Origin of the sequence: Pseudoalteromonas aurantia, assembly GCF_005886875.1 — a bacterium.
Lineage (GTDB): Bacteria > Pseudomonadota > Gammaproteobacteria > Enterobacterales > Alteromonadaceae > Pseudoalteromonas > Pseudoalteromonas aurantia_A.
In genome coordinates this window covers 93,316-116,534 of record NZ_PNBY01000070.1, presented here as the reverse complement: position 1 = coordinate 116,534, position 23,219 = coordinate 93,316, and the positions used below count along the sequence as shown (strand labels likewise).

The following is a 23,219-nucleotide window of genomic DNA, read 5'->3' as shown; positions in this document are numbered from 1 at the left end:
TTAACTGACTGGCATTAACCATACAGTAGCCTTTTTTATTGACGATATTTTACCGACGACGTCGATTTATGATTCATTACACGCACAAAGCATAATAATCCAATGTATTTATAACGTAATTAACCGTTAGATGGTTCAAGTGCCTCAATGACATCATATGTGTAGGGTGTATTTTCGAGAATAATATGTAAACAAGCGCCTCCATGTGCAGGGCTTTGCATTTTTACTTCTCCTTTGAGCTTTTGCGTTACCAGGTTGTATACGATGCTTAAACCTAATCCCGTACCGCCATCATGACGTTTTGTGGTAATAAAGGGTTCAAAAATAACAGGTATTAGCTCCTTATCTATGCCATTACCATCATCTTTAAAATAAAAGTGGACAAAATCATTGACCACCATCGCTGATACCACGATATTAAGTGACTTGTTGTCGACTTTTCCATGTTTAATACAATTATTTATACAGTAACTCAAAATCTGACTAAACGCGGCAGGATAACTCGTTAGAACCAAGTTTTCAGGGATCTCACACTCAACACTATAGTGCTCTGATACAAGCTCTGACTGATAACAGTCAAAGACGCCCATAACCAATGTTCTTAAATTGAACTCATTCATGTCATCATATTGTTGATGCACTGCAACCTTTTTAAAATCATCAATTAATGAAGCCGTTCGTAGTAAGTTATTTTCTAATAAAAATAATGCAGATTCAGCTTCGCTAATAAGCTTGGTTAACGCTTTTTTTTGTAATACCCCAGACTCTAGATCCCCTTTAATCACTTTCATTTGTTCTTTTAAATGAGACTGACTCGTTATCGCAATCCCCAACGGGGTATTCAATTCATGAGCAAAACCACTAACCATATTGCCTAAGCTGGCTACTTTTGCTTCTTCAATAAGCCGAGCTTGTGCTGCACTTAACCGTGCCAGCAAAGTTTCAATATACTGAAAAAAACCATCCAAATGATGCCCAATTTGAGCTATTTCATCCTCACTCTGTAAGTTGATTCTGATAGAAAAGTCTCCAGCCTCTGTCACTTGTTGCAATACCTGTTTTATTTTTAATATATGTTTAGAAACTCGATTATTAAGATAATTTAATAATATCAAACAAAACACGCTAATAAGCACGATCGCCGAGAGGTCATACAGGATCAGCGATAATTTATTGTTATGCCTTGCATTCAACAACCCTTCACTGAGAACTTTTCGTTGTGTTTTTATTTCTTCAATATTCTGGTTTAGCGCCGCCCTGAGCCCTTGTTTGTGCGTAAGCCCTTGTTGCTGCATCAAAGCAACGTATTCCAAGAAGCCATGCTGATATTTGGCTAAATACTGTAAGTTAATCGCTGCACGTTCTGACGAGGCTGTTTTAACTAAATACGTGGCCTTTTCAAAGTATTGCTGATGCAATGTTAAATAGTGTGGTTTGAACCTTAATAAATAGTCTTTTTCGGCACGTCTTAGTTCCAGTACCAGAATCTCTAAATCAGTTAACGACGTTTTACTGGCCACTGATTGAAGTTGATGAGCATGATAACGAAATTCGCCATATACTCCATCATTCTCGCTATAGCCAAGCTTAGTTTGAGACTGCTCAAACTGGGTAAAAACCTGTTTGAACGCCTTTACCTTTTCATCTAATTTGACCAATTGTTCAACTTGTTCAGGCTCATCAATGATCAATATCAGGAGCTGATTAAAATTATCTTCAAAATTAAGGTAAAGTGGCTCAACCCCCTGAGCAATGTGTTTTTCACGCTCAACGATATACCGTTCTTTTTGTGAAATGATCCGACTAATGGCGCTTTCTAATTCGCTAAATTTGCGTTCTAGTTTTATGCCATTGGTAATTTCACAGTATAAAAACCAACTCATCGCACACACCACAACAGCGCTTATCAATGTTGCACTCTTAAACAGTAATACTGAATGTCTTAATTGCACACGACTCATCCTCTGATCACTATTTGTTTGAGTTTAGTTCAGATAAGTGTGAGTACCAGTTATAACAACTGTCTTTGTGGAGGGAATAACGTCATGTTGCCTTATACCAAGCTATGCAAAATATGTTATGGCAACTAAATGAAATAGATGGCGAGGTACAGCGACGAGTAAGGGAATAAGGTGTAGAAAAGCAGATAAAGCTCACGCACGGGACCATACTCAAAATTCAGACAAGAAAAAGCCCGCTGATAAATCAGCAGGCTATAAAAAGTGGTACCAGTGGGCGGACTTGAACCGCCACGCCCGAAGGCAACGGATTTTGAATCCGTCATGTCTACCAATTCCATCACACTGGCATAATTTTTCTTTCATCTTCTAAAGCAAGAGAAAATAAAGAAAAACCACTTTGAGCTAAGGCTTTGTTTGTATGCCCTCGTCTCTATGCCATGCATTATACAAATATAACCCCGCCCGGCAAGCTGTTTTTTTGCTTATTTACATCAACTGCTTAACATTTGTGCAATAATGATGTGTTAAATAACAAATACACGATTAAATGCTCTTATTTGTAGTAAAGCTAATAGGTTTCGCCATTGCTAAAACCTTTGTGTAGAATGACCCAACTTTGTTTCCTCTGCCACACTGCGAGTATTGTTATGTCAGATTTACCAAAAGCAGGTCTTTTACGTCGTTTAGCCTCATTAATGTATGATGGCCTCGTGGTTATCGCATTTGCGATGTTAACCACTATTATGTATTTATTTTTTATTCAGAGCCTCATCTCTTTTGATGTGCTATCTCTTGGTAAGTATGAAGATGTGTCAGCGCTTATCCAAGGTTCATCACTATTATATGGATTGCGAGCCATTTTATTGGTGTTAGTCAGTGTGCTTTTTTTCAGTTACTTTTGGACCAAAAGTGGCCAAACAATCGGTATGCGAGCATGGCGTCTCAAAGTACAAACACCAGATGGCGCTTTACTCAGCTGGCCAAAAGCAATACTACGCAGCTTAACCGCAGTGCTAGGGCTAGGTAATTTATTGGTCTTAATTGATTTTAAACAAAAGCGCGCGTTACAAGATATGATTTGCGGAACCGAAGTGGTCTTTTTAACTAAAGAAGAAAATAAAAAAGTATATAACAGCTTAGATTAAAACCAGCGTGCTTGTATTAAAAGGCGCTGCGCGCCTTTTAATTTCATTGACTATTGCTTGCGCTGCAGCAAATAACTCGCAATACCAATAAAGAGCACACTCGGCATAGCCGCACCGAACACTGCTGGGACAGTGTAAACCATCACAATAGGGCCAAATATTTCATTGCTTAAATGAAATACTAATCCTGTTACAACGCCCATGATGATCCTCGCCCCCATACTGACCGAGCGCAGTGGCCCAAAAATAAATGAGAGCGCGACCAGCAGCATCACGGCAATTGTAAATGGCTGCATCACTTTACGCCACAGAGCTAAATCATAGGTACTTGTGTCTTGTTCATTCTGCTCTAAATACGATAAATAGGACCAAAGTCCACTGAATGAGAGTGACTCAGGCTCTACAGACACCACATCTAATTTTTCAGAGGTTAATTGTGATGTATAAAGCATCGACTCTTTGTATTCAGTAACAATATGCGACTCGCCCATATTCACCTCTTCAATACCACTAAACTGCCACCCTTGCGGAACACTTTGCGCTTTGGCTACTCGCGTAATTTTTTCTAGCTCTAAAGAGGTGTTGAAATGATAAATACTGACATCTTTTAAATCACCTGACGCCTCTATATTATCAATGTTGATAAAGTTATTGCCATCTTTAGCCCATACGCCTTTTTGTGCATTGAAGACTTCTCCACCATAAATGGCGTTATTTCTGAGCTGCTTAGCTTGCTTCTCAGATTCTGGTACGCCCCATTCGCCCAATGCCATCATACACACTGCAAGTACTGTGGCAGTTTTCATTACTGAGCCGATAATTTGTAACCGAGACATCCCTGCCGCTTGCATCACCACTAACTCACTGCTTGAAGCCAAGGCGCCAAGCCCTGTTAAACCACCAATAAGCGCAGCCATAGGGAAAAACACCACAATATCTGAAGGCATACTATACAGTGTGTATAGTAATGCAGTCGTCATGTCATAACTCCCTCGACCAACCGACTTAAGCTGTTCAATATATTTGATTAAAGTATTGATCCCAACAAATACCAGCAGTGCAAAACCGGTTGTTTGTAAAATACTGCGACCTAAATACCAATCGAGTGTTTTCATCATGTTGGTTGCTCCTTGTTAGCAAACAACGATCGGATCCACACCCCCATCGGCCGCCCTTTCACAATTAAATAAGTCCCAATAAATAGCACACTTAAATGGATCCACCATAAACCTACAGCCGCAGGAATTTTACCTTCAGCCACTAAAAACTTACCCGCATTCAGTAAAATGAAATACCCTAGATATAAGCAGATAGCAGGTACTAACTTAGCAAACTTTCCCTGCCTTGGATTAACCACACTCAATGGCACAGCCATTAATGTCAGTAAAATAATAGAAATAGGCACTGATAAACGTAATTGAAACTGCGCGAGCGCTTCAGGCGTATCCATATCGAGTAAGGTCAAAGAAGGAATTGCTTCTAGCTTGCGTCGCTGATGCTCAATTTCTTGCTCACGAATTTGTACTTGGTAACTCGCAAACTCCGTTTTGTTGAGCGCTTGACTGAGTCCATCGGTTTCATAGCGCTTTCCTTGGTCGAGTAACAGTTGTTGCTCACCGGATTCAAGTTCAATCACTTGCCCTTTTTGTGCGTAGACGATTCGTGCACCTTGATTTGACCCTTTATCAGGCATTTGTGCCACAAATACTTTGTTGAGTTCACGCCCTTGATCAATAATATTATGCACAAAGACTACGGCCTTCTCATTGCCCGTTTGCTGAAAACGTCCAGCACGTAATGCAGATAAACCAGATTCAGCGTCCGCTTGCTCTTTAAGCTGATACTCTTTTTCACTGGCCCAAGGCGCCACATACAAGCTAACCGAACCTGCAATGAGTGCAAATAATACACTAGAGATCAATGTAACCCGAACAACATACCACTCACTCACACCACAAGCACGTAGCACCGTCATTTCACTGTCTGCGTAAACACGGCTGTAAGCTAAGATGATCCCCAAGAATAAACTCAAAGGCAAAATATAGACCGCTAATTGAGGCAATTTTAACAGTAAAAAAGCCGCGACCATTTGTGACGGTAAGCCCCCTTCTGACGCATCGCTTAAAATTCTCACAAACTTTTGAGATACGAAAATGGTCATTAATGTCAGGAACACCGCAACTTGCGATTTCAGTACCTCAGCAGTTAAATAACGAAAGATTAGCAATGCTTGCCCCTATAAACGTCTTGTTTCACTGGAATAGTAGGAAATTTTGAGTAAACTGGTTATTTTAGTCACTTTATTATATGTCATCAAACCTAATTATTATACCGACACACAAGAGATAATTCTGCATTTATGGTATTGATTGCAGAAGACATATAAAGTTCAAAAAGACATAACATAGACTCAGGAGTCGTAATGGAATTCAGCGTTAAAAGTGGTAGCCCCGAAAAGCAACGCAGTGCGTGCATCGTAGTTGGCGTATATGAACCGCGCCGCTTATCTCCAATCGGTGAGCAGCTGGATAAAATCAGTGATGGCTACATCTCAAATTTACTACGTCGTGGCGACTTAGAAGGGAAGCCTGGACAAGTTTTATTATTGCACCATGTACCCAATGTACTAAGTGAACGTGTACTCTTAGTTGGTTGCGGTAAAGAGCGTGAGCTTGATGACAAGCAATACAAACAGATCATCTCTAAAACCATCAATACACTTAACGATACAGGCTCAATGGAAGCGGTCTGCTTCTTAACTGAGCAACACGTAAAAGGGCGCGATACATACTGGAAAGTACGCCAAGCTGTAGAAACAACACAAGATTGTTTATACACATTCAATCAATTAAAAAGCAAAAAAACAGATCTTCGTCGTCCATTACGTAAAATCGTTTTTAATGTACCCACAAGACGTGAACTGACTATTGGCGAAACAGCGATTGAACATGGTTTAGCCATTGCTTCAGGCGCTAAGCTATGTAAAGACGTCGCCAATATGCCACCTAATATTTGTAATCCTCGCTATCTAGGCGAGCAAGCCAAAACGCTTGAAGCGTTTAATAATGTCTCTGTGGATCTCATCGGCGAGAAAGAAATGGAAGAGCTAGGTATGCATTCATACTTAGCGGTAGGCCGCGGCAGTGTAAATGAATCGGTTATGTCGGTCATACACTATAAAGGCGGCAGTGAAGATCAAGCGCCCATTATCTTTGTCGGTAAAGGCCTCACCTTTGACTCAGGTGGTATTTCACTTAAGCCTGGCGAAGGCATGGATGAAATGAAGTACGATATGGGGGGTGCCGCAGGCGTTATTGGTTTGATGCGCTCATTGGTCGAAATGCAGTTACCAATAAACGTCATTGGTATTCTTGCAGGGTGTGAAAACATGCCAAGCTCAAATGCCTACCGTCCGGGTGACATACTAACCACCATGTCGGGTCAAACAGTCGAAGTACTCAATACCGATGCCGAAGGACGTTTGGTACTGTGTGATGCACTGACTTACGTTGAAAAGTTTGAGCCTGAAATCGTCATCGATGTTGCCACCTTGACCGGTGCCTGTATTGTTGCCCTCGGTGCGCATGCTACCGGTTTATTATCGAGTCATAACCCACTCGCCCACGACTTACTCAAAGCCGGTGAACAAAGTGGCGACAGAGCATGGCAATTACCTCTATGGGATGATTACCAAGACCAGCTAGACAGCCCATTTGCTGATTTCACCAATTTGGGCGGTCGTGCCGCTGGCACCATTACAGCAGCTTGTTTCTTGTCTAAGTTTACTAAGAAGTACAATTGGGCACATTTAGATATTGCTGGAACAGCATGGAAAAGTGGCAAGAACAAAGGCGCCACAGGTCGCCCTGTCCCGATGTTAACTCAATATTTATTAAACCGTATTGAAGTGAGCGACGCACAACAGGATTAAGCATGGTGCTAGATTGATGGCGCGGGCTTTCTGTGTCAAAATGCGGCTTTATTTTGAACGCAGTAAAGGATGATATAAAACATCACTTATTGCCTAAGATTAAGCCAACGCCATGACCATCAATGCACAGTTTTATGTGTTAAAGCATGACAATGAGCTGGGAGCAACATGCCCGGCTCATTTTGATCTAGCCGCTCGAACGGCAGCCAAACAGTATCGTGCCGGGCAGCGCATATTTATTTATGTAGACTCGATTGATGATGCACATGTTATTGATGAACATTTATGGTGTTTTGAGCCCGATAGTTTTGTACCGCACAATTTACAAGGTGAAGGTCCAAAGGGCGGCGCTCCGGTCGAAATTGGTCAAACACCGCCAGTAGGAAAACGGACGGTACTGATCAATTTAGCGACTCATCTACCTGATTTTATTCGACGCTTCAGTATGGTGTACGATTTTGTACCCGCTGAACAAAATGCCAAGCAAGCCGCTCGCGAACGATTTAAACGTTTGCGTCAGTTTGGTGCCAATATTTCTACCAAAGAAATTGAAAATTAAAGTATTTTATTAAGGTTCTGTGAAATGGATAAAACCTATAATCCACAAGATATAGAACAGTCTTTATACCAAGACTGGGAAGAAAATGGCTACTTTAAGCCATCAGGCAAAGGTGACGCATATTCAATTATGATCCCACCACCAAATGTCACGGGTAGCCTACATATGGGCCATGCATTCCAAGACACTATCATGGATACCCTAACGCGTTACAAGCGTATGCAAGGCAACAATACTTTATGGCAAGTCGGTACAGACCATGCAGGTATCGCAACACAAATGGTTGTTGAACGTAAACTCGCAGCCGAAGAAGGTAAAACGCGCCATGATTTAGGCCGCGATGAGTTCATTAACAAAATATGGGAATGGAAAAAACAATCAGGTGGCACCATCACCAAACAACTTCGTCGCCTTGGCGCATCAGTTGATTGGGAACGTGAACGTTTTACCATGGACGATGGCTTGTCTGAAGCGGTAAAAGAAGTCTTTGTTCGCTTGCATAAAGAAGATTTGATCTACCGTGGTAAGCGCCTAGTAAACTGGGATCCAAAACTACATACTGCCATTTCTGATTTAGAAGTTGAGAACAAAGATAAGCAAGGCCATATGTGGAACTTACGTTACCCGCTGGCTGATGGTGTTAAAACCCACGATGGTAAAGACTACATTGTTGTCGCTACCACGCGTCCTGAAACCATGCTTGGCGATACTGGTGTTGCGGTTAACCCTGATGACGAACGTTACCAAAATTTAGTCGGCAAAGACATTTTGCTGCCGATTGTGAATCGCCGTATTACCATTGTGGCTGATGAACATGCTGATATGGAAAAAGGCACTGGGTGTGTGAAAATCACACCAGCTCATGACTTCAATGATAATGAAGTGGGTAAGCGCCATCAACTACCTATGATCAACGTGTTTAATAAAGACGCCGCCGTATTAACAGCGGGTGAAGGCTATACATTTGATGGCAAAGAACTTGAGCTAGATGCGCCAATCCCTGAACGTTTCCATGGGCTTGATCGCTTTGATGCACGTAAGCAGATCATCACTGAATTTGAAGAAGCTGGCTTACTAGAAAAAATTGACGATCACAGTCTAACCGTTCCTTACGGCGACCGTTCAGGGGTTGTAATTGAACCACTGCTTACAGATCAATGGTATGTACGTGTAGCACCCCTTGCTGAACCTGCAAAAGATGCTGTAAAAAATGGTGACATTCAATTTGTACCTAAACAGTACGAGAATATGTATTTCTCTTGGATGAACGACGTACAAGATTGGTGTATTTCACGACAACTTTGGTGGGGCCATCGTATCCCAGCTTGGTACGATACAAAAGGTAATGTATTTGTTGGTCGTGATGAAGCAGAAGTTCGCCGTGACAATAATATTGCTGACGACGTAATACTAACTCAAGATGAAGACGTACTTGATACGTGGTTCTCATCTGCTTTATGGACTTTCTCAACCCAAGGTTGGCCACAAAATACTGACGATTTAAAAGTATTCCACCCATCAGATACACTCGTCACTGGCTTTGATATTATTTTCTTCTGGGTTGCCCGCATGATCATGATGACCATGCACTTTGTTAAAGATGACGATGGAAAACCACAGGTACCATTTAAAACGGTTTATGTCACTGGCCTTATTCGCGACGAAAATGGCGATAAAATGTCAAAATCGAAGGGGAATGTACTTGACCCACTCGATATGATCGATGGTATTGACTTAGAAAGCCTAGTGACCAAACGTACCAGTAACTTAATGCAAGAAAAAGTCGCTGCGAAAGTTGAGAAAACAACCCGTAAGACCTTTGCTGATGGCATCGAGCCACACGGTACTGACGCGCTCCGCTTTACCCTTGCAGCAATGGCATCGACTGGCCGTGATATCAATTGGGATATGAACCGTTTAGAAGGGTATCGTAATTTCTGTAATAAGTTGTGGAATGCCAGCCGCTATGTGTTAATGAATACCGAAGAGCAAGACTGTGGTTTTAGTGGTGGTGAAAAAGAATACTCATTAGCCGACCGCTGGATTTTGGGTCAATTCCAAAATACCGTACAAACGTTTACTGAGCACCTTGATAATTACCGTTTTGACCTTGCTGCCAATACCATTTATGAGTTTACATGGAACCAATTCTGCGATTGGTATTTAGAGCTTACAAAGCCGGTTCTGTTTAAAGGTAATGAAGCTCAGCAACGTGGTACACGCCATGCACTGATCACCGTCTTGGAAGGTTTACTGCGCTTAATGCACCCACTCATGCCATACATTACAGAAACTATCTGGAAACGTGTTGCACCACTGGCCGGTATTGAAGCAAATACCATCATGCTACAAAGCTTCCCTAAATTTGATGCAAGCCAAGTAGATGCGCAAGCGATGTCTGACTTAGAATGGGTGAAACAGTTCATCCTGGCCATTCGGAACATTCGAGGTGAAATGGACATTAGTCCAAACAAACCATTAAGTGTTCTACTGGCCAAAGTAGATGCTGAAGATTTGCGTCGCTTAGAACAAAACAAAGCATTCTTAAGTGCGCTTGCTAAGCTTGAAGAGTTTACCATACTTGAAAATGCAGATGATGCCCCTGCGTGTGCAACTGCATTTGTTGGTAACCTCGAGATATTAATCCCAATGGCTGGCCTTATCGATGTTGAAGCTGAACTGGCACGTATTGCAAAACAACTTGAAAAAGCCGAAAAAGGCCTAGCGCAAGTGGAAAAGAAACTTGCAAATGAAAAGTTTGTAAATAATGCACCTGAAGCTGTATTAGCGAAAGAGAAAGAAAAGCTCGCTGAATTTTCAGATGCTAAAAGCAAGTTGTTAGAGCAAAAAACAAAAATTGAAAGTTTATAAAACCACCGTTTTGTATTCTTAAATTTAATAAAAAAGGGCGGTGAATACTGCCCTTTTCTTTTTAACAAAACGCTAATTAAAAGTGCATGTTGTACTGAGCACCTAAGACCGTCGCGTGCCCATTCGATTCAAAACCCCACTGTTGACCTAGGTTGTCTGATTCTACAAAGTTCTGCGTTTTTCCGCGTAATATACTCACCCCAATATCAACACTGCTCTTGGCTGTTAATTGATATTCACCACCAAATGAAAACCAGGTTCTATCTGTATCAGGAATAGAAATTGACATATGATGCTGATCAGCTGGAGATTCATCATAAGCAATACCAGCACGTAACTTTAAATGTTCGTTATATTGATAATCCCCCCCAACAGCGTAACGCAGCGAGTTAGAGAAGTTTTCATCTTTACTGAACACGGTGCCACGTTCTTCAACGTGCGCCGCTAAAGTTTTAAAACTACTCCAGCCTGTCCATACAACGCTGTAATGCAAAGCCGCTTGCTTATTAATTTGATGAGAGCCAGATACTTCAGCAATCGCAGGTAAGGTCAGCTCAACAAAGCCTGATAGCGCTTGACCTTGCGTACCATAAAAAGGTGCACCAGCTGGCAACTGGTTACTAAACTCGCCTTCAAAGCGCACATCAGTTTCACTTCTATAATGCACACCAAAACGAGTATACTTGTCTAACTGATAACTAGCACCCACATCCCATCCATAAGCATGATCATCCCCTTCTAAATTAACGGCCTCTGTTGCAGCAGGTATCGCCGTTGGTGATGCGCCAAAAGTACGCAAAATTTTTGCATCTGCGTAGACATGGTTTAAGCCCAATGCAACTGTCAGAGCATCATTAACCTGATAAGCAACACTTAATTTTGTGTTAATCGTGACAATCTCAGTTTCGCCAGCAAGCTGACCAGGTGCGTAATCGGCTGCAAATTCGGTTGCAAGCCCAAACTGTGAATATGAACCAACACCAACATACCAGTCATTTCCTAGACCTGTCGTATAAAATGCAGCGGGTACGATCGCACTTGGCGCAATACTGTCACTATCAAGCACAGATGGGCTCAAGCCATTATTGGTCGAAGTACCTAACAAGCTAACATCAGGTTTAACATACATTGCAGCCACACTCACTTGTGACCCTTTAAACTGGCTCATTAATGCTGGGTTTCGTGCCACAACCGACGCATCATCCGCCACCGAAGCTTCACCGGCATATGCACGCCCTAACCCTGATACACTTTGCTCAGCTAATTGAAATGCCGCTGCAAATGTTTGTCCAGATAACAGCATCATACTCGATGCCAATATAGTTTTCTTAAATCCTGTCATTCTCAATCCTATGTGTAAATCCGGCTTGAACCGTCATCTTCTTAATCGCCTACACACTACCTAAATTTACAACAAAGATCTGCAACTTAACGAATCTTAACTATCCAATCGCACAATTTAACACCAAGATAATGATTATAGGAACAGATCGGATGACTTAACAATCAACCCAATTGATATTAATTCTTATTTGTATTGACGAACCAACTTAACTTTGTATACACTTACACAGGCTTGATTCAGTGTGGGGAACTAAATAATGATAACGATGGCAATACTCGTAGTCGCAGCGCTGCTGTTTTCCGGCGCCAGTGTATTTAGTTTTTGTAAGGCAAATTACTGTGCATGCAATCACGCGGGGGAATGCGACAACCCAATAAACCATTATTGGCTCGCTTCTATAGTGTTTTCATTATTTGCACTGGCGTGCTGCTGTATTGCGCTACATGCACAAAATGGAACGTACCTGTGGTTAGTATTAATGAGTAGTTGTTTATCTGGGGCTATATTGTCAGCGCGAAAACAAAAGCTCAAACAATGCGACAAAACTAAACCAACAGATGATCTCTTAACAGGCGGGATAAATTAATTTGGTAATCTAATGGCCTCACACTGGCGACAATTTTTACCTCTTGCTCCTCATCACTTAAATCAAGCTCTTTTGCGGTAATATGATGCATATGCTTCGTGTTATAAAAAACCCGTACCTTAGGTGCCGTCGGCGCCTGCTTATTACCCTCTAAAACTAATGCCAAACGCTCGTTCGTAAGCTTTACAATGGTTCCAACAGGATGTACACCCATACATTTGATAAACCGCTGTACGAGCTCAGCATCAAACTGCTCTTTGTTCGCTAATAAGTATCGAAGCGCATGAACTGGCTCTTCACTCATTTGGTAAGGCCTATCAGATGTGATCGCATCATATACATCAACAATAGCCATAATACGTGCGGCTTTACTGACCTTACTCCCACTCAACCTTCTAGGATACCCACTGCCGTCAACCCGCTCATGATGATTAATAATGACATCCATCATAATCGGGGTGATCCCTTTTTCACCTTTTACTAATCCCAAAGATTGTACAACATGCTTTTTAACCGCTTTATATTCCAAAGCTGTCAACTTACCTTCTTTATTGATTATCCCTTGTGGCAGTCGTGCATGCCCTATGTCATGCAACATAGCACCCATCGCTAATTGCTGTATTACTGAGTTTTTCAACCCTAAATACTTAGCAAAAACACTGATCAAAATGGTACAGTTGATCATATGCCGCCAATTGTAACCATCCTTGTCTTTCAACCGAGTCAGTATCGCCATTGCACTACTATTACGTAGCACCGACTGCACGATCTCTTTGCTAACATCGCTGATCAAGCTAATATCGACTTTTCCACCCGCTGTTATATCACCATATAAAGACTGAATTTTACGATTGTGCATTTCGAAATGCTGGCTGGCTCGTTCAAATTCTTTCTCAAGTGATTGTGGCGAAATCAACTTACTGACTTTCTTAACAACGGGTTCCGAGATCTCCTTCTCAGTTGGCGGCTTTTCTGCAGAGCTGGCAATGGGTGTAGGTTCAGGGGCTGAGCGTTCAACTTCCTTTAACTGGTACTTTCCAGGGATCTCAATATCACTTTGTGCAAAGTCAATATTAAGCTCTAATACCCCTTCAGAAAGAAGTTTGGCAATAATGGCTTGATCTCTAACCATGCCACGTGATTTGATTTTAATACCGGCATCGCTGCGCTGCTTGCTAACACTGTCAACAAACATGCCTGGCAGAAGTTCTGATATAGGAAGCGTTACCCGCATATTAGATTTAATACACTATTAAATAAGAAAAGTGATTAATAGCACTTTTTGCTATAAAAAGTCTATAATACGAACAATATTTAATATCTTTTTCGTAGTAAAGAAAGAAAGAATACACCTCATTCCAAGGTGCTTAACTAAGGTTATTAATTAGGAATGAATTAGCAAACCACAAAAGGAAGCAGCCGCTTCCTTTTTTCAGCAATACTCAATTGAGAGGATACTTACTCTTGAAAGTAAGTGCCCCAGCCATCGTATTCAATATTATGTTCAACGGCTAACGCTGCTAACTTATCAACATCTTCCATAATAACGTCAGCATCCAACTCAACTTCAACCACAACGTCAAAGCCCCATATCTTGCCACCGTCTTCAAGCTCCAGCTCAGCAGGCTCTTCTACGTCATAACCGAGTTTAAATGCAGCCAATGCCGCACCTTCTAATTTATCGAAATCTTCACAAACAAAGTGATGCTCAACTTCATACAATGTGTCTGTTGATGAACCATCTTCAAGTAATGATTCAACAATCTCTTCACTAATTTCGCGCCAGTTTTCCATTTTTTTCTCTCATTTTCGCATCAAGCTCTACAATTCTATCACGCATCAACATCTGAACTGCACCAGCATGGTCTCGAGCGCTGGTTTCTTTATCAAGGTAAACCGGCGCTAACATATCAATGTATATTGTACCATTATCCCATCGGTTTAGCTTAATACAATGATGTGTGGTATTCATGCACACAGGGATCACCGGTACGTCAGCATTCATTGCTGTATGGAATGCACCTGTTTTAAAAGGCAATAGGCCACGGCCATAGCTGCGTGTTCCCTCTGGGAACATCCATACCGATAACCCTTGCTGTTTAATTTTATCTGCTGACTTGCCCAAAGTACCCATTGCTTTAGAACGATTGGTTCTATTAATTAATATATTGCCTGATAGCCAATACATTTGACCAAAGAAGGGGATCCACTTAAGACTCTCTTTACCCATGCTTACTGTACTCTTTGGCACCGCCGCAGGGAGTGTGAATAAATCATAGTTATTCTGGTGATTAGCAACGTAAATAGCAGGCCCTGCTTGTTCGCTATCTGGGTGGCGTGTAATTTCTAGCTTTACCCCAAGCACACGTGACATTTTGCCAAACCAACTAGCAATAACGTGAACGTTGTTACGGTGAAAAGGCCTCACCAGACATATCAACAACCCCAAAAGACAACTTACAACAATAAATAATGCCATCGCGACAATACGCAATAAGACTAACAAAATAGACGCTCCTCATTTTTATTGCTGCGCATTATAATCAAAATAGTAAACACTTGTAAGCTCAAATTTTTTCTAAACACATAAAAGCAAAATGCCGCTTATAAAGCGGCATTCTTATATTTGTACAGTAAGTTTGTGACAAAATGAAGAGCTTAGCTCATTGCAGCCTGTAGCTTTTTCATTGCTGATTTTTCTAGTTGTCTAACACGCTCAGCCGATACATTGTATTTTTCAGCTAACTCTTGAAGCGTGGCTTTTTCATCTGCCAACCAACGCGCACTAACAATATCTTGCGAGCGTTCATCTAACGTTTTCAATGCAGAAAACAAGCGGTTTTGTGACTGTTCTTTCCATTGGTCCTGTTCAACCTCTTCAGCTAAATCACTCGCTGCATCAGTTAGGTACTGGACAGGAGAAAAACTTGAAGCTGGCGTGTCGTCATTATCATCGTTAGTTAAATCAAAACCCATGTCTTGACCACTCATGCGCGACTCCATTTCGCGTACTTCTTTCTCGCTAACACCCAACTCTGATGCCACAGTTGATACTTCATCTTGGTTAAACCAACCTAAACGCTTTTTGTTTTTACGCAAATTGAAAAACAATTTACGCTGCGCTTTGGTTGTCGCAACTTTTACAATACGCCAATTCTTTAATACATATTCATGTATTTCAGCTTTGATCCAATGCACTGCGAAAGAAACTAAACGTACACCCACTTCTGGGTTGAAGCGTTTAACAGCCTTCATCAGGCCAATATTACCTTCTTGAATAAGATCAGCCTGAGGCAGACCATATCCCGAGTAGCTTTTCGCAATGTGTGCAACAAAACGTAAATGAGACACAATAAGTTGCTTAGCCGCTTCTAAGTCCCCTTCTTGTTGAAGGCGAGTAGCTAACACTTTTTCTTGCTCCGCGTCTAACATAGGGATTGTACTTACCGTTTGTAAGTAACCTTCCATGCTTGCGCTTTGCTGTCCAGACATTAATGCCATTGCGTATAAATCTTTACTCATTTTTCACCTCGGTGATAAGTATCTTAGTTCAAATTAGCACTCTCTCCCTGAGAGTGCTAATGTGTATATAATAGGTTTTCCAATTAAAAAGCAAGTTTTTTATTATCTAAAAAAAAGAAAAAAATAACATGATGAAATTATTGAATTTTTTAGATTTAAACTACAGGGCAAATTTGTCCTTACTTGCACTATAAGTCAAAATTGTGACTTTAAAATGACTTCAAAGACTGCTAATACGTTTATGTAGCAGCCCTCTGCCTCTGTTTATTAGACTCTATCTGGCTCTATTTCTTTAATATACTTCGCGACAGCAATAAATGAACCACTAAAGCCAAGCCCTACCGCAAGCCCTAATAATATCATTAACTCTTGACCATTTAGACCCTGTAATATGTAACTGCTTTGGTATACACCTGCCACCATGCTTACCGCTGACTCTAACCACCACAGCATGAGTACCACACAAATAAAGGCCACTAAACCGCCAATAACGCCATACCATACACCCGTCCAAATAAATGGTGTATGAATAAACGTATTTGTCGCACCGACTAACTTCAATACTTGGATCTCTTCCTTTTTGTCCATAATAGAGAGTCGTATTGTATTACCAATAATGAGTATAACGGCGATTAACAACAGTAGACCCACCGTAAAGACACTTTCTTTCAATAGACTCAGTAAAGCATTTAATCTCTCTAGCCACTCTATATCAAGTTTACCGAACTCAACCTCACGTTCCGTTTCTAACTTATCTAACAATTTTTGAGCCGCCTGTGGTTTTCTATACCTACTGGTTGGCGTAACCAATACAACACTTGGTAAAGGGTTACTTTCTAAATAATCAAGCGCTTGACCAAAGCCTGATACCCGCTTAAATTCAGTTAACGCTTGCGCACTTGATATATAACTCACACTCTCTATCTCAGGATACAGCGCCAACCTTTTAACCAGCGTTTGTGTTTGTTGTTCGCTCATTTGCTCTTTCACAAATAACGATATCTCTGCTGCATCATTAAAGCCACTGCTCACTTGCTGCACATTTTTCACCACTACATATAACGTGGCAGGCAATGTTAAACTTAACCCCAATACCAATATAGTCATTAACGAAGCAATTGGTGTACGCCACATTTCCCCCAGGCTATGTATACCTTGGCGAATGATGGTAAGCATAAAAAAGTAGACGACTAATAACCGTGGTTTTGTCTGAGTATTACTTTGCTTATCTCGGCTTTTAAATAACAAACTCATAAACGATTCTCAGCTAAGGGGTCTTGCATCAAGCGCCCGTGATTTAAGGTTAAACTACGGTATTTCATTCTCGCGATCAGACCTAAATCATGTGTTGCTATCAAAACAGCCGTACCATGGCGATTAAAATCTTCAAATAATTTGAGGATCTCCATAGATAGCTCAGGATCTAAATTGCCGGTCGGTTCGTCAGCCAATAATAGCGGCGGTGAATTAACAATGGCGCGTGCAATACCGACCCGTTGCTGCTCTCCACCAGATAAAGTACTAGGCTGGCATTTCACTTTATCTAACAAGCCCACTTTATCTAAGGCGGCATGGACGCGTTTCGCAATATGCTTATGATGCATCCCTTCTATCACTAAAGGTAATGCCACGTTATCAAACACATTGTAACGTTCTAGCAAACGATGGTTTTGAAAAATAATACCAATATCACGTCTAATAAAAGGAATTTGCCGATTGTTGATTGCATTCAAATCGATCCCATTAATATAGACATGACCGGCAGAAGGACGCTCCATCACACTGATCAATTTAAGTAGAGTACTTTTTCCTGCACCGCTGTGCCCAGTTAAAAAAGCTAATTCATTATTAGCTAATTGAAAAGTCACCTTCTCAAGCGCACGATGACCACCAGGATAAGTTTTGCTGACTTGCTCAAATTTAATCATGATAAGCTCACTTTTTATGTTATTTTTAGAGCAAAATTTAGGGAGCCGGCGCTCCCTTTTATTAAGGCGTGACTTTAATCATCTTGGCTAAATAGTGCGTCGATAAAGTCATCACTTTTAAACGTACGTAAATCATCAATGCCTTCACCAACACCAATATAACGAATAGGCACTTGGAATTTATCAGCAACCGCAAAAATAACGCCCCCTTTGGCGGTGCCATCTAATTTAGTCAAAGCAATTCCAGTTAAGCCAACCGCTTGATTGAATAGGTTTACTTGGCTAATCGCATTTTGCCCTGTACCTGCATCAATCGTCAGCATCACTTCATGTGGAGCATTAGGGTCAAGCTTCTTCATGACTCGCGCAATTTTTTCGAGCTCTTGCATCAAGTTATCTTTGTTTTGTAAGCGTCCAGCCGTATCCGCTATTAGAACATCAACGTTGCGCGCTTGCGCTGCTTGAAAAGCATCAAACACTACTGACGCACTATCAGCACCAGTGTGTTGTGCAATAACAGGAATATCATTACGTTCTCCCCACACTTGTAACTGCTCAACCGCCGCAGCCCGGAATGTATCACCCGCCGCCAACATGACAGATTTACCTTCTTGTTGAAACTGCTTCGCTAATTTACCTATGGTTGTGGTTTTACCCACCCCATTTACGCCCACCATGAGAATAACAAATGGTTTTTTATTTTCAGGGATCTCTAATGGCTTTTCTGCTTCTTTAAGCATTTCAGCCATTTCCTGCTTCATTAATTCGTAAAGTGCATCACCATCTTTTAGTTGCTTGCGATCAGCCGTATCCGTTAAGCTATCGATCAACTTCATCGTCGTATCAACACCTAAATCAGCTGTCAGTAACTGTGTTTCTAGCTCTTCAAATAAATCATCATCAATTTTCTTGCCTTTGAAAATCGACGCAATGCCTGACCCAAGGTTAACCTTAGTTTTTAATAAGCCTTTTTTAAGGCGTGCAAAGAAGCCTTCCTTTTTTGGCTTTTCCTTGTTAGCTGCTTGCTCGGCATCTAGATTCGCTTTTGCTTCTTGCTCAGCGGCTTGTTTTTCTGCTTCAACTCTTTCTTGTTCAAGCTTGGATTGCGCTTCTGCTTCAAGGCGCTGACGGTCTGCTTCTTGCTCTGCGGCTTGTTCTGCAGCTTGTTTTTCTGCTTCAAGTCTTTCTTGTTCAAGCTTGGCTTGCGCTTCTGCTGCAAGGCGCTGACGTTCTGCTTCCTGCTCAGCGGCTTGTTTTTCTGCAGCAAGTCTTTCTTGTTCAAGCTTGGCTTGCGCTTCTGCTTCAAGGCGTTGACGTTCGGCTTCCTGCTCAGCGGCTTGTTCTGCAGCTTGTTTTTCTGCTTCAACTCTTTCTTGTTCAAGCTTGGCTTCTGCTTCAAGGCGTTGACGTTCGGCTTCTTGCTCTGCTGCTTGTTCTGCAGCTTGTTTTTCTGCTTCAGCTCTTTCTTGTTCAAGCTTGGCTTGCGCTTCTGCTTCAAGGCGTTGACGTTCGGCTTCTTGCTCTGCGGCTTGTTCTGCAGCAAGTCTTTCTTGTTCAAGCTTGGCTTGCGCTTCTGCTGCAAGGCGTTGACGTTCTGCTTCTTGCTCTGCGGCTTGTTCTGCAGCTTGTTTTTCTGCTTCAACTCTTTCTTGTTCAAGCTTGGCCTGCGCTTCAGCCTCTAATTGTTCTTGGTCAAGTTTAGCTTGTGCTTCTTGCTCTTTAGCGAGTTGCGCTTCTTGCTCTTGTATCTGTGATTGCTGCTCAGCATCTTTTTTGCCAAATCCTAACCAAGACAAAAATTTATTCTTTTTTCCCATACTCGCTAAATACCATTTCAATAAATCTGATAAACTAAACTTCTGTTTTCGCCTTGATCTTTAAAAGCAATGCAAAAACACCGTGTATGATCAGGTTACTATTTTCTATCTCTACATAATACATAGACAGAAATACAATAAACCTAATCTTCATTTCAAAATTGCTAGGCAGTGTAACATGATCCGAAGGGATGAAAAATGCACGCCGAATGATTTATAACACATGAAACATTAAGAAATTGCGAACAAGCTGAGAATGAGAAAAAAAGCCCCCGTAAAAAAAGTAAGTACCGATGGATTTATTCGAATTATTAGCGGTAAATTCAAAAGTCGAAAACTGCCTGTAAAAGATGTTGAAGGGTTAAGACCCACAACTGACAGAATAAAAGAAACTGTTTTTAATTGGCTTATGCAAGACACAAGAAATGCTAAAGTATTAGATTGCTTTGCTGGTTCTGGCGGGCTTGGTTTTGAAGCTTTGTCTCGATTTGCAGCACACACTGATTTTATTGAGTTAGATAAACTAGCAGCGACTCAGTTACAAAAAAATATTACAACATTAAAACTCAATAATGCGCATGTAATTAACGATAATGCACTGGCTTTTCTACAAAAAAATAACTCAGCAACCCCATATAGTTTAGTATTTGTTGACCCACCATTTCGAAAAGGATTAGCCCAACCATGTTGCGAAGCGCTAGAGGCACAAAACTGGCTTACTAGTGATGCGTTAATTTATGTAGAAGTTGAGAAAGAATTGGCTTTTTCAGCCCCAAAAACTTGGCAAGTTATTAAAGAAAAGCAAGCAGGACAAGTACTTTGCCAGCTATATCAACGCTCACCTTTAAGCCATCAATAATTAGCGATAATTTAAGCTTTACATGTGGTAATGCTTCGGATTACAATACCGCACCATTTTTGAACCACTTGATCAATCTTTGATCAGCGTGAGCATAGCTCATTAATTAGGTAGGTGAATTTTTAATGCCAGTAATTAAAGTAAGAGAGAACGAACCGTTTGACGTAGCACTTCGTCGTTTCAAGCGTTCATGTGAAAAAGCAGGTATCCTTTCAGAAGTTCGTCGTCGCGAGCACTATGAAAAGCCAACAGCAGAGCGTAAGCGTAAAAAAGCTGCTGCAGTAAAGCGTCACATGAAGAAGCTTTCTCGTGAAAACGCACGTCGCGTTAAATTATACTAATCTGTTTAGGTCTTGTATAAATGAGCCTTTTAATTAAGCTAAAAGACGCACAGAAAGATGCTATGCGTGCAAAAGACAAAGCTCGTCTTGGTGCAATACGTATGGTACTTGCTGAAATTAAACAGCGTGAAATTGATAACCGCGTAACACTTGATGATGCAGGTATTACCTCTGTTCTAGTGAAACTGGTTAAGCAACGTCGTGACTCATACACTCAGTTTACTGATGCTGGTCGCGAAGATTTAGCTGAAATTGAAGCTAATGAGATCAAAGTACTTGAAACTTTCTTACCTCAGCCTTTGACTGATGAAGAAATCATTGCTTTGATTGATTCTGCCGTTACCGACACTGGTGCAGCAGGTATGCAAGACATGGGTAAAGTTATGGGCATAATCAAGTCTAAAGCTGAAGGTCGCGCCGACATGGGCAAAATCTCTGGCTTAATAAAGCAACGATTGAGCGCATAATCCCCACATACACAGAGTATGATTAAGTAAACCGAGCCTCGCGCTCGGTTTCTTCGTATAGGCATTAAATTTTTGTTAGGAACGCTATCTTAGCGGCATAAGGTATGGCTGGAAAAATCCCAAGACAGTTTATTGATGACTTGCTTGCTAGAACTGACATCGTCGATCTGATTGATGCTCGTATCGGATTAAAAAAAGCAGGTAAAGATTACCAAGCTTGCTGTCCATTCCATAACGAAAAGTCCCCCTCTTTTACTGTTGCAAGAGACAAGCAGTTTTACCATTGTTTTGGTTGCGGTGCTAATGGCAATGCCATTTCATTTATTATGGAATACGACAAACTCGAGTTTGTTGATGCAATAGAAGAACTTGCAAGTTTACTTAATCTAGAAGTCCCACGTGAGCACGCTTCTGGCGCCCCAGAACGAAGTATCGAACAGAAACGTTCTGATTATGATCTGATGCTCCAAAGCGCAAAATTTTATCAACACCAATTAAAGCACCATAAAAATGCGAGCAATGTGATTGAATATGTGAAAGGTCGTGGTTTATCAGGAGAAACAGTCCAGCGTTATATGATGGGCTATGCACCTCCTGAATGGGAAAGCCTATGTAAACAAATTGGCCGTACGGCTGAGCATAAAAAACAACTCGTTGAACTCAAACTCGCATCAGAAAAAACACCTGGTCGACAATTTGATTTTTTCCGCGACCGATTGATGTTCCCTATTCGTGATAAACGTGGTCGTGTTATTGCGTTTGGTGGACGCGTTATGGGAGCCGATCAGGGGCCTAAATACCTAAACTCGCCTGAAACCAGAATATTCCACAAAGGCTTTGAACTTTACGGTTTATATGAAGCCAAACAAGCGAACAATAAGCTAGAACAAATCTTAATTGTTGAAGGATATATGGATGTGGTGGCACTTGCAGAGCAAGGTATCTCTTACTCTGTGGCAGCGTTAGGCACTGCCACGACGGCTGAACACATGCAAACGTTATTCAGAACAACAGACAAAGTAATTTGCTGTTACGATGGTGATAGAGCTGGACGAGATGCTGCATGGCGTGCACTAGAGCATGCTTTACCAAATCTAAAAGACGGGAAGTCTTTACAATTTGTATTTTTACCCGATGGTGAAGATCCTGATTCTTTGGTTCAGCAAGAAGGTAAAGACGCATTTGAAGCCCGCTATAATTCTGCGGATGACTTCTCAAAAGTGCTATTTAATAAGCTTGCGCAAACCTGCGAACTCACCACTGATGCAGGAAAAGCAAAGCTAATGAGCGAAGCACTCCCACTAATTAGCAAGGTACCGAGTGAATATTACCAAGAGGGCTTGCTTAATACGCTCGCTAAATTAATTGGTCGTACTCGTGAACAATTAAGCACCAAGCTCACAACACCAAAACAACAGCACAATATTGAGCGTAAATTCAAAGTAACACCGATGCGCAGAGCCATTGGTTTACTGATCCAATATCCTAAATTAGCAACCGATATTGAGTATTTACCTGATTTAGTGCAAATGAAAATACCGGGCATCGAACTGCTATTGCAGCTACAATTGGTGTGTTTGCAACACCCAGAATACACCAGTGCGCAGTTACTTGAATACTTCAGGGAACAGCCTGAATATGAGCCTTTAAAAAAGCTTGCGGTATGGCAACATGACATCAATGAACAAGCATTAGTAACAGAATTTCAACACACTTTTAAATTTATTGAAGATCAGTGTTTAAATTTTCGCTTAGAGACACTATTAATAAAAGACAAAACCCAGGGCTTAAACAGCGCAGAGCGACTTGAGTGCGCACTATTAACTCAAGCATTAACCAATAGAAAACCTAGTCAAAATTAATTTTTGCTGTTATACTGTTCTATTC

At 41.3% G+C, this 23,219-nt stretch carries 19 protein-coding genes and 1 tRNA gene; 8 read left to right on the top strand and 12 right to left on the bottom strand.

The window, feature by feature from the left end; all coding sequences use genetic code 11:
• Positions 1-119: 119 nt before the first annotated feature.
• Positions 120-1,952: a sensor histidine kinase gene (locus CWC18_RS14675; protein ID WP_138593712.1), complete on the bottom strand. Its 1,833-nt coding sequence runs from the start codon at positions 1,950-1,952 to the stop codon at positions 120-122.
• 271 nt (positions 1,953-2,223) lie between these two features.
• Positions 2,224-2,308: transfer RNA gene (locus CWC18_RS14670), tRNA-Leu, on the bottom strand.
• A gap of 300 nt (positions 2,309-2,608) precedes the next feature.
• On the opposite strand from CWC18_RS14670, the gene CWC18_RS14665 reads away from it, so the two are divergent.
• Complete coding sequence (locus CWC18_RS14665) at positions 2,609-3,106, top strand: RDD family protein (RefSeq protein WP_138593713.1); 498 nt, start codon at positions 2,609-2,611, stop codon at positions 3,104-3,106.
• Between the two features lie 50 nt (positions 3,107-3,156).
• Here the strand turns inward: CWC18_RS14665 and lptG are convergent, their stop codons facing one another.
• Together lptG and lptF are read right to left on the bottom strand one after the other, a co-directional pair.
• Complete coding sequence (lptG, locus tag CWC18_RS14660) at positions 3,157-4,224, bottom strand: LPS export ABC transporter permease LptG (protein ID WP_138593714.1); 1,068 nt, start codon at positions 4,222-4,224, stop codon at positions 3,157-3,159.
• Positions 4,221-5,333, bottom strand: coding sequence for an LPS export ABC transporter permease LptF (gene lptF, locus CWC18_RS14655; protein ID WP_138593715.1), 1,113 nt, complete (start codon positions 5,331-5,333; stop codon positions 4,221-4,223). Before lptF ends, lptG begins: the two co-directional genes overlap by 4 nt.
• Before the next feature lie 195 nt (positions 5,334-5,528).
• On the opposite strand from lptF, the gene pepA reads away from it, so the two are divergent.
• From pepA to CWC18_RS14640, 3 genes are all read left to right on the top strand, one after another.
• Positions 5,529-7,037, top strand: coding sequence for a leucyl aminopeptidase (gene pepA / locus CWC18_RS14650; protein ID WP_138593716.1), 1,509 nt, complete (start codon positions 5,529-5,531; stop codon positions 7,035-7,037).
• Positions 7,038-7,149: 112 nt separating this feature from the next.
• Positions 7,150-7,596 carry a DNA polymerase III subunit chi gene (locus CWC18_RS14645; RefSeq protein WP_119861177.1) on the top strand — a complete coding sequence of 149 codons (447 nt, stop codon included), beginning with the start codon at positions 7,150-7,152 and terminating at the stop codon, positions 7,594-7,596.
• Positions 7,597-7,620: 24 nt separating this feature from the next.
• A complete protein-coding gene (locus tag CWC18_RS14640) occupies positions 7,621-10,467 on the top strand; it encodes a valine--tRNA ligase (RefSeq protein ID WP_138593717.1) in 2,847 nt (948 codons plus the stop codon).
• Between the two features lie 76 nt (positions 10,468-10,543).
• Here the strand turns inward: CWC18_RS14640 and CWC18_RS14635 are convergent, their stop codons facing one another.
• From CWC18_RS14635 to ftsY, 8 genes are all read right to left on the bottom strand, one after another.
• Positions 10,544-11,809, bottom strand: a complete 1,266-nt coding sequence (locus CWC18_RS14635) for an outer membrane protein transport protein (protein ID WP_138593718.1) — start codon at positions 11,807-11,809, stop codon at positions 10,544-10,546.
• Between the two features lie 548 nt (positions 11,810-12,357).
• On the bottom strand, positions 12,358-13,632 hold the full coding sequence (locus CWC18_RS14625) for an HD-GYP domain-containing protein (protein ID WP_138675550.1): 1,275 nt from the start codon (positions 13,630-13,632) through the stop codon (positions 12,358-12,360).
• 224 nt (positions 13,633-13,856) lie between these two features.
• Positions 13,857-14,192 (bottom strand): ribonuclease E inhibitor RraB, encoded by a 336-nt coding sequence (gene rraB, locus CWC18_RS14620; protein ID WP_119861173.1) that lies wholly within the window; start codon positions 14,190-14,192, stop codon positions 13,857-13,859.
• The gene (locus CWC18_RS14615; protein WP_432760779.1) at positions 14,170-14,877 is read right to left on the bottom strand and encodes a 1-acylglycerol-3-phosphate O-acyltransferase; all 708 of its coding nucleotides are present in this window, start codon (positions 14,875-14,877) and stop codon (positions 14,170-14,172) included. Before CWC18_RS14615 ends, rraB begins: the two co-directional genes overlap by 23 nt.
• Positions 14,878-15,056: 179 nt before the next feature.
• On the bottom strand, positions 15,057-15,920 hold the full coding sequence (gene rpoH, locus CWC18_RS14610) for an RNA polymerase sigma factor RpoH (RefSeq protein ID WP_138593723.1): 864 nt from the start codon (positions 15,918-15,920) through the stop codon (positions 15,057-15,059).
• A gap of 267 nt (positions 15,921-16,187) precedes the next feature.
• Positions 16,188-17,174, bottom strand: coding sequence for a permease-like cell division protein FtsX (ftsX, locus tag CWC18_RS14605; RefSeq protein ID WP_138675549.1), 987 nt, complete (start codon positions 17,172-17,174; stop codon positions 16,188-16,190).
• Positions 17,171-17,848: a cell division ATP-binding protein FtsE gene (gene ftsE, locus CWC18_RS14600; protein WP_138593725.1), complete on the bottom strand. Its 678-nt coding sequence runs from the start codon at positions 17,846-17,848 to the stop codon at positions 17,171-17,173. Before ftsE ends, ftsX begins: the two co-directional genes overlap by 4 nt.
• 74 nt (positions 17,849-17,922) lie before the next feature.
• Complete coding sequence (ftsY, locus tag CWC18_RS14595; RefSeq protein WP_138675548.1) at positions 17,923-19,665, bottom strand: signal recognition particle-docking protein FtsY; 1,743 nt, start codon at positions 19,663-19,665, stop codon at positions 17,923-17,925.
• A gap of 256 nt (positions 19,666-19,921) precedes the next feature.
• Here ftsY and rsmD point away from each other — a divergent pair, with 256 nt between their 5' ends.
• The 4 genes from rsmD (at position 19,922) to dnaG (ending at position 23,194) form a co-directional block, all read left to right on the top strand.
• A complete protein-coding gene (gene rsmD / locus CWC18_RS14590; RefSeq protein ID WP_138675547.1) occupies positions 19,922-20,524 on the top strand; it encodes a 16S rRNA (guanine(966)-N(2))-methyltransferase RsmD in 603 nt (200 codons plus the stop codon).
• A gap of 125 nt (positions 20,525-20,649) precedes the next feature.
• On the top strand, positions 20,650-20,865 hold the full coding sequence (rpsU, locus tag CWC18_RS14585; RefSeq protein ID WP_010362466.1) for a 30S ribosomal protein S21: 216 nt from the start codon (positions 20,650-20,652) through the stop codon (positions 20,863-20,865).
• A gap of 20 nt (positions 20,866-20,885) precedes the next feature.
• On the top strand, positions 20,886-21,332 hold the full coding sequence (locus CWC18_RS14580; protein WP_138675546.1) for a GatB/YqeY domain-containing protein: 447 nt from the start codon (positions 20,886-20,888) through the stop codon (positions 21,330-21,332).
• Positions 21,333-21,436: 104 nt separating this feature from the next.
• A complete protein-coding gene (dnaG, locus tag CWC18_RS14575; protein WP_138675545.1) occupies positions 21,437-23,194 on the top strand; it encodes a DNA primase in 1,758 nt (585 codons plus the stop codon).
• Positions 23,195-23,219 lie beyond the last annotated feature (25 nt).